Here is a 12,073-nt window from a genome sequence, read left to right as displayed (position 1 = left end):
TGTTGCTTGGGAAGAGCTGTCGGGCGGTCCAGTAATGATATACTGTTACAATGGCAACCCCTTCGATTGCTCATGACCGGGCGTTCGTCGGCGTCCGTGCTCCGTTGGTCGACAAAGGCGAAGATGGCGCGGGGCAAACGAAGCTGTCTTGCAGCCGCCTTGGCGCCGCCCTAGATCAGGCGCATGACCATTGCGCAAAACAGTCTGGACCTGATCGGCAATACCCCGCTCGTGCTGCTCAAAGGGCCGAGCGAAGCCACGGGCTGCGAAATCTGGGGCAAGTGCGAATATGCCAACCCCGGCGGATCGGTGAAGGATCGCGCGGCGCTCTATATCGTCCACGATGCCGAGGCGAACGGCAGCTTGGCGCCCGGCGGCACGATCGTCGAGGGGACGGCGGGCAACACCGGCATCGGCCTTGCGCTCGTCGCCAATGCGCTGGGTTACAAGACGATCATCGTCATGCCCGACAACCAGAGCGCGGAAAAAATGGCGACGATCCGCGCGCTCGGCGCCGAACTGGTGCTCGTTCCGCCCGCGCCGTTCGCCAATCCCGGCCATTTCGTCCACACCTCGCGCCGCATCGCCGAGGAAACCGACAATGCGATCTGGGCGAACCAGTTCGACAATATCGCCAACCGCAAATCGCATATTTTCGGCACCGCCGAGGAAATCTGGGCGCAGATGGACGGCCGGATCGACGGCTTCACCTGCGCGGCGGGGACCGGCGGCACGATCGCGGGAACAGGGCTAGGTCTGAAGGCAAGGGATGAGAAGATCACCATCGCGCTGACCGACCCGCATGGCGCCGGGCTCTATAATTATTACCAGTGCGGCGAATTGAAGCCCGAAGGGACGAGCGTCGCCGAAGGCATCGGCCAGAACCGCATCACCGCCAATCTCGAAGGCGCGCCGATCGACACCCAGTTCCGCATCTCCGACGCCGAAGGGCTCGCAGTCGTGCGCCAGTTGCTCGACGAGGAGGGGCTTTGCCTCGGCCTGTCGTCGGGGATCAATGTTGCGGGGGCGATGGCGCTCGCGCGGCAGCTCGGCCCCGGCAGGCGCATTGCAACCATCCTTTGCGACAGCGGGTTTCGTTACCTGTCCACGCTCTACAACCCCGAATGGCTGGCGAGCAAAGGCCTGGCGGAAACGGAAACGGCGGCATGAACGGCGGCATACCCAAAGCGAAGATCGAGGCGTTGCCCGGGACGCCTGCGGCGCCCGTCAACGACTCGATGCGGCGGTTGCAGATCGGCATCGCCGGGGTGCTGACGGTGCTGTTGCTCGTCGGTATGGCGGGATTGATCGGCGACCGTGCGCGCGAAAATGCGGCGCAGAGCGCAGCGATCGACCCGACCGTGAAAATGCCGGGCGAGCAGACGAAAAGCGGTGGTAGCGCGCCGCTCGAGGAACTCGGCGTTCAGCCGGTTTCGAAGGATGAAAATGCGCTGACGCCGGTGAAGGTGCCGCAGGCGGCACCCTCGGCGCCGGCAGCGACGACGGTTCCCGATCTCGAACCCGATCCCGCACTCGCCCGGGCGCGCCAATCGAAACAATGACGGCACGCACGCGCCGGCCGTTGCTGCGCGCGCTGGCCACCGCGCTGCTGGCGCTCATGCTCGCGTGGATCGCGGGCGGCCAATATTGGCTTGGCCGCATCGACCCCGCGCTGGCTATTCCCTTGCTGGCGCCGTCCATGCTTCTGCTCGCCTGGTGGCAACGTCGCGAGGCGGCAAGGGTGCGCCGGCGCACGATCCTGACGGCGCTGGCGATTCTATTCGCGGCGCAGACCTTGCTGTCGCTGTCGCTCGCCGGTTCTGCGGGTTGGGCGCAATTGGCATCGGTGCTGCTGGCCGGTGTCGCCGCAGCATGGGCGGCCGATGCCTTCGCGCAGTGGCGCGCGAGGGGAAGGGCGTTGCGGCTATTGGCGGCGCTGGCGTTGATGTTCTGCTGGTTTGCAGCGGGACATGCGCTGCTGTCATTTCTGTATCGCCCGTTCGCCGCCGCCCCGGCTGCTCCTCCCGCGACGATGCTCACCGGGCTGCCGCTGCGCTGGACCAGCGGCGGCGACATCGCCGCGATGATTGCGGAGGGAGCGCGCGACGATCCCGCGCTGGCACGGCTCGAGGTCTCCGGCTCCGTCAAGCTCGTCGATAGTCTCGTCGATGATGTTCCGCCGCGTGGCAGTACGCTGCTTGTCGCGCATCCGCGCGCGCTGGCGCCGCAGGAACTGGTCGCGATCGATGCCTTTGTTCGCGGCGGCGGCCGGGCGGTGGTGCTTGCCGATGCGCTGTCGGGATGGCCTATGCAGTATCCCCTGGGTGACCCGCGCAACCCGCCGGTGACCAGTCTGCTCACGCCGCTGCTCGATCATTGGGGCGCGACGCTCGGTGCTTCGCCGGTTGGCGAAACGCAGGCCGTGGCGGTCGATGTCGATGGTGCCCGGCTCCGCCTGTTCAGTGCCGGGCGCTTCGACAGATTGCCGCCGGGTTGCCAGGCCTATGGCGGCCGCCGTGTCGCCTTGTGCCGGATCGGCGCCGGCGAGGCGTGGCTCGTCGGCGACGCCGACCTGCTGTTCGCTCCGCTGTGGCAGCCGTTGGTCGCGGGTGCGCCGCATCTCCGCCGTGCCGACACGATGGACTGGCTGGCCGCCCGCCTGTGGGACGGAACGGCCGGGGATGGCGTGGCGCTGCGTCCCCTGTGGATTCGCTCGAATGACGATTGATCCGGCATTCAGGGTGGCTTTTCCCCGACCGGCCCCGAACCGACCTGCCCGTTGCTCGACCACCGGGCCCCCATTTCGACGATCCGACCCCGATTTTGCGATGAATAGGGGGTAGATTCCCTATTTTACCCTAAATTACCCCTTTCCACCCCGATCTATAGTTGATAGGCAGGGATCGGAGAGGGGCAATCTCCACCTGAGTCCTATTTTTCGGAATTTCGCGATTCCGGGGCAGGGGAAGTTTTGCCCGGTGGCGCGCAGGACAGGGGGGCATGGCGATGGCGGTTGTGACGCCCGGTCAATATGCTGGCACCAACTTCGCCGCGATCGATGGCAAGGGACGCATCGCCGTCCCCTCTCAGTTCCGCAACAATGTGCCCCTCACTGCGGACGGCCAGCGCGTGCTCTGGGTCGGTTTTCACGAAAAGCTGCCCTGCCTCGTCGCCTATGGTCAGGATCAGTACGACCGCCTGAACGGCGAGATCGAACGCGACCGCGAAACCGCGCGGCTGCGCAACCTCGATTTCGACGAGGATGCCGAGTTCAAGAAGCGCTTCAGCTATACCGAGCCCTATACGCTCGACGACAGTGGCCGCTTCCTCCCCAGCTTCATCCACCGCGACCGCGTCGGCGATGCCGGCGCGACCGCTTTTGTGGGCTCGGGCCGCCGCCTCGAAATCTGGTGGCTGCCGACGCTGGCCGAATGTGCCGACGCGGACCCGGTGCTCCAGCGCCTCGCCGCCGCATGGGATGCGGCGAAAGGGAAGGGGCGGAAATGACCGGGCTTCCCCCCGAACTCCCGCGCGATCCGCGCCACGATCCGGTCCTTCGCGAAGAAGTCATCGCCGCGCTCGCCATCGCCCCGGGCGAGCGCCATGTCGATGCGACCTTCGGCGCCGGCGGCTATACGCGCGCGATGCTTGCGGCGGGGGCCGACGTTGTCGCCTGCGACCGCGACCCCGATGCGATTGCCGAAGGGCAGGCGCTCGTCGCGGAAGCGGACGGCCGGCTGACGCTGGTCCACGGCCGCTTCGGCGAGATCGACCGGCTGCTTGCCGAGCGTGGCATCGATGCGGTCGACGGCATCACCTTCGACATCGGCGTGTCGTCGATGCAGCTCGACCAGGGCGAGCGCGGCTTTTCGTTCCAGAAGGACGGTCCGCTCGACATGCGCATGGCGCAGGAGGGCGAAAGCGCCGCCGACTGGCTCAACCGCGCCGACGAAGCCGAGATCGCCGACGTGCTTTATCATTATGGCGACGAGCGCCAGTCGCGCCGCGTTGCGCGCGCGATCGTCGCGGCGCGTCCGCTCAGCCGCACCGGCGAACTCGCGACCGTGATCCGCAAGGCGCTGCGCCACCCGCCGGGCGCGCCGAAAGACCCGTCGACGAAAAGCTTTCAGGCGATCCGCATCCATATCAACGGCGAACTCGACGAGCTGACGGCGGGTCTCGCCGCCGCCGAGCGCGTGCTGCGGCCCGGCGGCCGGCTGGCGGTCGTCAGCTTTCACAGCACCGAGGACCGCATCGTGAAGAATTTCCTGCGCGAACGGAGCGGAGGCGATGCCGCCGGTTCGCGCCACCGGCCCGCGCCGACCACTGCGGCGCGGGCCGCAACTTTCGAGACCCCGGCGCGCAAGGTGCGGCCGGGCAAGGCCGAGGAGGCGCGCAATCCGCGTGCACGCTCGGCAACGCTTCGGAGCGCGGTGCGGAGTGCGGCTCCGGCGTGGCCCGCTCGTTCCATGGGTGAATCGACGGACAAGGAGGCAATCTCATGCTGATGGCGGCTCGCAAGCTCCAGGGTATCGGTCTCGTGCTCCTCGTGCTCATCATCGCGATGATGCTGTATCCCGTGTCGCTGAAGGTCGCGGCGACGCGCAGCGAGCTGGCGAAGATCAACCGCCAGATCGAGCGGACGCGCGACAATATCCGCTACCTCGAATCCGAACTCGCGGTGCGCGCCTCGATGCGCCAGCTCGAACAGTGGAACGCCGACACATTTGGCTATTCGGCTCCCTCCGCCGACCAGTACCTGTCGAACGAGCGCCAGCTCGCCTCGCTCGACCGCCTGCCGCGCGCGCGCGGTGCGAACGAGGTCGCGCCGGTGCTGATGGCGATGGTCAGCCCCGTTGGCACGCCGGCAGTTGGCACACCGGCAAAGGCCGAAACGAAGCCCGAAGCGGTCAAGGCGTCGGCCGCGAAGCCCGTGCAGCTCGCGCAGGCCGATATTCGCGGCGACGACGTACGCAGCGACGCGGCGCCGCGCCTCGCGCCGACCCGCCGCCGCGAACAGCTCAAGATGATCGAGGACCAGCTCCTCGCCGAATCGACGCTCGCGGACCTCAAGCGCGCCGCGGCGCGCGAAGCGATGGGAGGGCAGTAAGCCGCAATGAACACGCTGGTCGTCCGTCCGGCCCGGGTACGTACCGCGGGGGTGCGGCAGCAGATATTGCTGACCGCGCAGCAGCGACTGATGATCCTGATGCTGCTGTTCATGGCGGCATTTTTTCTCGTGTCGATGCGCCTGCTCTATTTCGCGGTTTTCGATACGTCGACCGGCCGCGGATCCGGGTCGTCGGCGTTCGTGCCTGCGCGCGCCGATATCGTCGATCGCAACGGCGTGCCGCTCGCGCGCACGATCGATGGCTATTCGATCCGCGTCGTTCCGGAAAAGCTGCTCAACAACCGGCAATATCTCGCCGACGAGCTGGTCAAGATCTTCCCCGACACGCCGCGTGAGGAATTTCTCGCCAAGCTCAGCGGGCCGCGCCCGACCTATATTCGCCGCCGTGCGCTGCCCGATCAGGTCGCTGCGGTGAACGCGATCGGCGATGTCGGCTTCGACTTTCCGCGCGAAAAGGAACGCCTCTATCCGCAGCTTTCGCTGGCGGCGCACGTCCTGGGCTTCACCAATGCCGAAGGACATGGGGTTACCGGGGTCGAAGGCGCGTTCGACGATCGCCTCGTCAACAAGGCGACGCGCGGCGAACCGATGGCGCTGTCGATCGACGCGCGCGTGCAGGGCGTGCTCGAAAGCGAACTCGGCAATGCGGTGACCAATCTCGAGGCGATCGGCGGCGCGGGGATCATTCTCGACGTGCATTCGGGCGAAGTGCTCGCCATGGCGTCGCTGCCGACGTTCAACCCGAACAAACTGACCGGCAGCGATCCCATGACGCGGCGCAACGCCGTGACCTATAATCTTTACGAGCTCGGTTCGACCTTCAAGCCGCTGACCATCGGCGCCGCGATCGACAATGGCGTCGTGACGAGCATGGCCAAGCGCTATGACGCGACCAAGCCGCTCGCCATCGCCGGTTTCAAGATCCGCGATTCGCACAGCATGGGCCGCTGGCTCAACGTGCCCGAAACGCTGATCCACAGCTCGAACATCGTCACCGCACAGATCGGCGACCAGCTTGGCCGCGAGAAGATGGAGCATCTGTTCCGCGATCTCGAATTCGACGGCCGGCCGCATATCGAACTCAAGGAACGCGCCTTTCCGCTCTGGCCCAAGGACTGGGGCCGCGTCACGACGATGACGGCAAGCTATGGCCATGGCATCGCGGTCACGCCGCTGCACCTCGCCAGCGCCTATGCCGCACTGGTTAACGGCGGCATCTGGCGCCCGGCGACGCTGATGAAGCTCGGCGACAAGGCGCCGCCCCAGGGGCGCCGCGTCTTCAAGGCGTCGACGAGCGCGCGGATGCGCCAGCTCCTTCGCCTGATCGTCTCCGACGGCACCGGGCGCCAGGCCGACGCGCCGGGTTTCCGGGTCGGCGGCAAGACGGGCAGCGCCGAAAAGCCGGGCGTCGGCGGCTATAACCGTACGTCGGTCGTTGCGACCTTTGCAGCCGCCTTCCCGATGGACAATCCGCGCTATGTCGTGCTCGCGATGATCGACGAGCCCAAGGGCAATGCCTTCAGTTCGGGTCAGCGCACCGCGGGCTATACTGCGGCGCCGGTCGTCAAGAAGGTCGTCATGCGCGCCGGGCCGATGCTTGGCGTCTTCCCCGACGAAACGCGCGACGTCGACGTGTCCGAACTCACCCCCTTGCTGTGGAAAAACGGGGAAAAGGAGTAATGCGTCTGGCGGCGCTGCTCGACGATCAAAGGCTGGCAGGCGCCGACCCGGTGGTGACCGGGCTCGCCATCGACCATCGCAAGGTCGCGCCGGGAACGATCTTCGGCGCATTTGTCGGCGAAAAGTTCAACGGCGAGAATTTCATTGCAGAGGCGATTGCGGCGGGGGCGATTGCGGTCGTCGCGCGGCCCGAAGCCAAGGTCGATGGCGCGGTGCATGTCGCCGACGCGAATCCGCGCCGCGCCTTTGCGCATATCGCCGCGCGCTTCTTCCATCGCTTTCCCGCGACCTGCGTTGCGGTGACGGGCACCAACGGCAAGACCTCGACCGTCGAGATGACGCGCCAGTTGTGGCGGATGGCCGGATTCAACGCCGCATCGATCGGGACGCTCGGTATCACGACGTCGCAGGACAGCGCCTCCACCGGGCTGACGACCCCCGACATCGTGACCTTCCTCGGCAATATGGCGGGCCTCGCGGCCGAAGGCGTGACGCACGCGGCGTTCGAGGCATCGAGCCATGGCCTCGACCAGTATCGCACCGAGGGATTGAAGGTGAAGGCGGCGGCTTTCACCAACCTCAGCCACGACCATCTCGATTACCATGGCACGATGGAGGCCTATCTCGCCGCCAAGCTGCGGCTGTTCGCCGAAGTCGTCGAGGCAGATGGAACCGCAGTGGTGTGGGCCGACGACATATATTCGCCGGCGGTAATCGATGCGGTGAAAGCGCGCGGCGTGCGGCTGGTGACGGTGGGGGCAGGAGGTGCGGATCTGCGCCTCGTCTCGCGTGAGCCGACGCAACTGGGACAATCGCTGGTGATTGCGGCCGGAGACGCGACCTGGAAGGTCGATCTGCCGCTGATCGGGGCCTATCAGGTGGCCAATGCACTGGTGTCGGCAGGGCTGGTCATCGCAACGGGCGGCGATGTCGGCCAGACGCTGGCCAATCTCGCGCGCCTCCAGCCGGTGCGCGGGCGCCTCGAACGCGCTGCGATTACCAAGGCCGGCGCGCCCGTGTATATCGACTATGCCCACACGCCGGACGCCATCGAAGCGGCGCTCGACGCGCTGCGGCCGCATGCGGCAGGGCGGCTGATCCTCGTTTTCGGCGCAGGCGGCGACCGCGATCAGGCCAAGCGGCCGGAGATGGGGCGGGTTGCCGCCGCCAAGGCCGACCTTGCGATCGTCACTGACGACAATCCGCGCGGGGAGGATGCCGCGCTGATCCGCGCCGCGATTGCCGAGGGTGCGCCCAATGCGCAGAATATCGGTGACCGCCGCGCCGCGATTGCTGCGGCCATCGCGGAGGCTGGCGCCGAAGATATCGTCTGCATTGCAGGCAAGGGGCACGAGCAGGGCCAGATTGTGGGTCGCGGCGACGCGATGCGCGTCATCCCGTTCGACGACGTCGCGGTCGCGCGCGAGGAGGCGGCATGAACCCGCTGTGGACCGCGCGCGCCATCGCTTCGGCCACCGGCGGCGACGCCAGCGCCGATTTCACCGTGCAGGGCGTCGCTTTCGATTCGCGCGAGGTGACGAAGGGCGATCTCTTCATCGCGATGAAGGGCGAGTTCGCCGACGGGCACCAGTTCATCGACAAGGCAATCGCGGCGGGCGCGGCCGGCATCGTCTGCGAAACGGCGATCGACCATCCGCACGTCCGCGTCGCCGACAGCGCCGCCGCGCTGGACGCGCTGGGCATTGCGTCGCGCGCGCGCAGTCACGGCCGGATCATTGGCGTTACCGGGTCGGCGGGCAAGACCGGGACCAAGGAAGCCTTGTTCGCCGCGTTCGACCGTTTCCGCCCCGGCAAGGCGCACCGCTCGGTCAAAAGTTACAACAACCATGTCGGCGTGCCGCTCAGCCTGGCACGCATGCCCTCGACCGCCGATTATGGCGTGTTCGAAATGGGGATGAACCATGCCGGCGAACTCGCCGCGCTGACCCGGATGGTCCGTCCGCACGTCGCCATCGTCACCACCATCGCCCCCGCACACATGGAATTTTTCGGCAGCGAGGAAGCGATCGCCGACGCGAAGGGCGAGATTTTCGAGGGGCTCGAGCCCGGCGGCACGGCGATCGTGCCGTTCGACAGTCCGCATTATGCGCGGCTGCGCGCCAAGGCCGAGCGGCACGCGGCGCACGTCGTGAGCTTCGGCCTCGGCGACGGCGCCGACGTGCGCGCGGTCGATTGGCTGTCCGATGGGCAGGGCGGTTCGCTGGTAACGGCACAGGTGCAGGATGCGCTCCTCTGTTTTACTATTGCGCAGGCGGGCGCGCATTGGGTTTCGAACGCGCTTGCGGTGCTCGCTGCCGTAAAAGCCGTCGGCGGCGACCTGCCTGCTGCGGGACTGGCCTTCGCCGAGATGGCGGGGCTCGCAGGACGTGGGGCGCGGCATCGGGTCGGGGTTTCCGGCGGCGATATCCTCGTCATCGACGAAAGCTATAATGCCAACCCGGCCTCGATGGCGGCGACCATAGAGCAGTTCGGCAGCGAATCCGCCGGGCGCCGCGTCGCGATATTGGGCGCGATGCGCGAACTCGGTGCGGGCAGCGAAGCCTATCATGCGGCGCTTGCCGCTCCGCTCGTCGCGGCCGGGGTGCAGTTTGCCTTGCTCGTCGGCGAAGAGATGGCGCCGCTCGCCAAAGCGCTTGAGGGGCGCATCGATTTCGCGCATGTGGCCGACCACAAAGCCGCCAAGGAGCGGCTGGGCGAATTGATCCGCGCCGGCGACGCCGTGCTGGTCAAGGGGTCGAACAGCGTTGGCCTGTCGCATATCGTGACGGCGCTGACCAACGGGGATTATTGATGTTATACTGGCTGGCGGAATGGCTTGGCTTTCCGGGGGTGCTCAACCTCATTCGCTATCTGAGCTTCCGGTCGGGCGCTGCGGTTGCAACCGCGCTGATCATCGGCCTGTGGATCGGCCCGCGTTTCATCCTGATGCTGCGCATGCGGCAGGGCAAGGGTCAGCCGATCCGCGACGACGGCCCGCAAAGCCATCTCGCGAAGAAGGGCACGCCGACGATGGGCGGGCTGATGATCCTGATTTCGCTGATGATCTCCGCGCTCTTGTGGATGGATCTGTCGAATCGTTTCGTCTGGGCGTGCCTGTTCGTGACCGGCGGTTTCGCGATCGTCGGTTTTCTCGACGATTATGACAAGGTGACCAAGTCGAGCCACCGCGGCATTCCGGGGCGCGTGCGGTTGCTGATCGAGTTCGTGATCGCCGGGGTCGCGGTGCTGCTGATCGTTTCGCGCACCGGTACCGACCTGTATCTCCCGTTTTTCAGCGACGTCTATATTCCGCTCGGGCCCTTCTATTATGTCTTTGCCATGGTGCTGATCGTCGGTTTCGGCAATGCGGTGAACCTGACCGACGGGCTCGACGGGCTCGCGACCTTCCCGGTGATCATCGCCAGCCTGGCGTTTCTGGTCATCGTCTATCTGTCGGGTAACGTGAAGTTCGCCGAATATCTGGGCATCCCGCATGTGCCGGGCGCCGGCGAGCTGGCGATCTTCGCCGCCGCGATCATCGGTGCCTGTCTGGCCTTTCTGTGGTTCAATGCGCCCCCCGCCGCGGTGTTCATGGGCGACACCGGCAGCCTTGCGCTCGGCGGCGCGCTGGCAACGATCGCGGTGACCGCGCAGCATGAACTCGTGCTCGTCATCATCGGCGGGCTGTTCGTGGTCGAGGCGCTGTCGGTGATCATCCAGGTCTTCTGGTACAAGCGCACCGGCAAGCGGGTGTTTCGCATGGCGCCGATCCATCACCATTTCGAACAGCTCGGCTGGCCCGAATCCACCGTCGTCATCCGTTTCTGGATCGTCTCGATCGTCCTCGCGCTCGCAGGGCTCGCGACCTTGAAGCTGCGGTGATCGTCTCGCGCGCCTTTGCCGGCCGCCGCTATGCGGTGCTGGGACTGGCGCGCTCGGGTCTGGCGACCGTCGAGGCGCTCGTCGCCAGCGGTGCGGGCGTTACCGCGTGGGACGACCGCGAGGCCGCGCGCGACGAGGCGATGGCGCTGAACGCCGACATCGGCGACCCGCTGGCGGTTGACCTGATCGGGTTCGCGGGCGTCGTCGTGTCGCCGGGCGTACCGCTCAACCGCCATCCGATCGTCGCGCACGCGCGCGAGGCGCATGTGCCGGTGATCGGCGATATCGAATTGTTCGCCGAAGCGCGCGCCGACCTGCCGCCGCACAAGGTCGTCGGCATCACCGGCACCAATGGCAAGTCGACGGTCACCGCGCTCGTTACCCATATGCTCGAAAGCGCGGGTATCCCCACGCTGATGGGCGGCAATATCGGCCTGCCGATCCTGTCGCGCGATCCGCTGCCCGAAGGCGGGGTCTATGTGCTCGAACTGTCGAGCTACCAGATCGACCTGTCGCACAGCCTCGCCTGCGACGTCGCGGTGCTGACCAATATCACTCCCGACCATCTCGACCGTTATGATGGTTTCGAGGGCTATGCCGCGTCGAAGGCGCGGCTGTTCGGGCTGCAGCATCGCGATCAGGTTTCGATTGTCGCGGTCGATGACGGCCCGTCGAAAGCGATCGCCAGCCGTATCAACCACCGCCTCCATCGAGTTTCCGGCAAGGATATCGATCCCGCCGACCAGGCCCGCTGGCCCGCGCTGCAGGGGCCGCACAATGCCCAGAATGCGGTGTGTGCGATCGCGGTGTGCCGCGTGCTGGGATTGAACGACGAACAGATCGAACGCGGCCTCGCGACGTACAAGGCGCTGCCGCATCGCATGGAATTGGTCGGCGAAGCCGCTGGCGCCCGCTGGTACAACGACAGCAAGGCGACCAACGCGGCTTCCGCTGCACCGGCGCTCGCGGCTTTCCCGCCGGCGCCGGACCAGCGTTTGCACTGGATTGCCGGGGGACAGGCTAAAGGCGATGGGCTGGAGGCCTGTCGTCCCTGGTTCGGGCATGTCAAATGCGCCTATCTGATCGGCGAGGCGATGGAGCCGTTCGCGGCCGAAATCGGCGATGCCATCCCGGTAGACCGGTCGGGCGACCTTGCGACCGCCGTCGCGCATGCCGCCGCGGCGGCGGGGCCCGGCGATATCGTCCTGCTGTCGCCGGCCTGTGCGTCGTTCGACCAGTTCAAGGATTATGAGCAGCGCGGCGATGTTTTTCGTGGGCTGGTCAAGGGGCTCGGCACATGATGCTCCTCCACCCCCGTTCGCGTCGAGCGAAGTCGAGACGCCCATCGGCCGTGTGCGCCTTCGGGGCATCTCGACTTCG

General features: G+C 66.6%; 11 protein-coding genes. All 11 read left to right on the top strand.

The window, feature by feature from the left end; genetic code table 11:
• Positions 1-183 precede the first annotated feature (183 nt).
• The 11 genes from AN936_RS12575 (at position 184) to murD (ending at position 11,994) form a co-directional block, all read left to right on the top strand.
• Entirely contained in the window at positions 184-1,170 is a 987-nt protein-coding gene (locus tag AN936_RS12575; protein ID WP_054588463.1) for a cysteine synthase A, read from the top strand.
• Entirely contained in the window at positions 1,167-1,562 is a 396-nt protein-coding gene (locus AN936_RS12570) for a hypothetical protein (protein ID WP_054588462.1), read from the top strand. The genes AN936_RS12575 and AN936_RS12570 overlap by 4 nt, the downstream gene beginning before the upstream one ends.
• Complete coding sequence (locus AN936_RS12565) at positions 1,559-2,728, top strand: Gldg family protein (protein WP_054588461.1); 1,170 nt, start codon at positions 1,559-1,561, stop codon at positions 2,726-2,728. The genes AN936_RS12570 and AN936_RS12565 overlap by 4 nt, the downstream gene beginning before the upstream one ends.
• Positions 2,729-3,000: 272 nt before the next feature.
• Complete coding sequence (locus AN936_RS12560; RefSeq protein ID WP_234715552.1) at positions 3,001-3,507, top strand: division/cell wall cluster transcriptional repressor MraZ; 507 nt, start codon at positions 3,001-3,003, stop codon at positions 3,505-3,507.
• Complete coding sequence (gene rsmH / locus AN936_RS12555) at positions 3,504-4,508, top strand: 16S rRNA (cytosine(1402)-N(4))-methyltransferase RsmH (protein WP_054588460.1); 1,005 nt, start codon at positions 3,504-3,506, stop codon at positions 4,506-4,508. Before AN936_RS12560 ends, rsmH begins: the two co-directional genes overlap by 4 nt.
• Positions 4,502-5,110: a hypothetical protein gene (locus AN936_RS12550; protein WP_054588459.1), complete on the top strand. Its 609-nt coding sequence runs from the start codon at positions 4,502-4,504 to the stop codon at positions 5,108-5,110. The genes rsmH and AN936_RS12550 overlap by 7 nt, the downstream gene beginning before the upstream one ends.
• A gap of 6 nt (positions 5,111-5,116) precedes the next feature.
• On the top strand, positions 5,117-6,811 hold the full coding sequence (locus tag AN936_RS12545; RefSeq protein WP_054588458.1) for a peptidoglycan D,D-transpeptidase FtsI family protein: 1,695 nt from the start codon (positions 5,117-5,119) through the stop codon (positions 6,809-6,811).
• The gene (locus AN936_RS12540) at positions 6,811-8,250 is read left to right on the top strand and encodes a UDP-N-acetylmuramoyl-L-alanyl-D-glutamate--2,6-diaminopimelate ligase (protein WP_054588457.1); all 1,440 of its coding nucleotides are present in this window, start codon (positions 6,811-6,813) and stop codon (positions 8,248-8,250) included. The genes AN936_RS12545 and AN936_RS12540 overlap by 1 nt, the downstream gene beginning before the upstream one ends.
• The gene (locus tag AN936_RS12535) at positions 8,247-9,623 is read left to right on the top strand and encodes a UDP-N-acetylmuramoyl-tripeptide--D-alanyl-D-alanine ligase (protein ID WP_054588456.1); all 1,377 of its coding nucleotides are present in this window, start codon (positions 8,247-8,249) and stop codon (positions 9,621-9,623) included. Before AN936_RS12540 ends, AN936_RS12535 begins: the two co-directional genes overlap by 4 nt.
• Positions 9,623-10,693 carry a phospho-N-acetylmuramoyl-pentapeptide-transferase gene (gene mraY, locus AN936_RS12530; RefSeq protein WP_054588455.1) on the top strand — a complete coding sequence of 357 codons (1,071 nt, stop codon included), beginning with the start codon at positions 9,623-9,625 and terminating at the stop codon, positions 10,691-10,693. Before AN936_RS12535 ends, mraY begins: the two co-directional genes overlap by 1 nt.
• Entirely contained in the window at positions 10,690-11,994 is a 1,305-nt protein-coding gene (gene murD / locus AN936_RS12525; RefSeq protein ID WP_054588454.1) for a UDP-N-acetylmuramoyl-L-alanine--D-glutamate ligase, read from the top strand. The genes mraY and murD overlap by 4 nt, the downstream gene beginning before the upstream one ends.
• The last annotated feature ends 79 nt before the right edge of the window (positions 11,995-12,073 follow it).

It is taken from the genome of Sphingopyxis macrogoltabida, from assembly GCF_001307295.1.
GTDB lineage: Bacteria > Pseudomonadota > Alphaproteobacteria > Sphingomonadales > Sphingomonadaceae > Sphingopyxis > Sphingopyxis macrogoltabida_B.
This window is presented reverse-complemented; position numbering and strand designations above follow the sequence as displayed.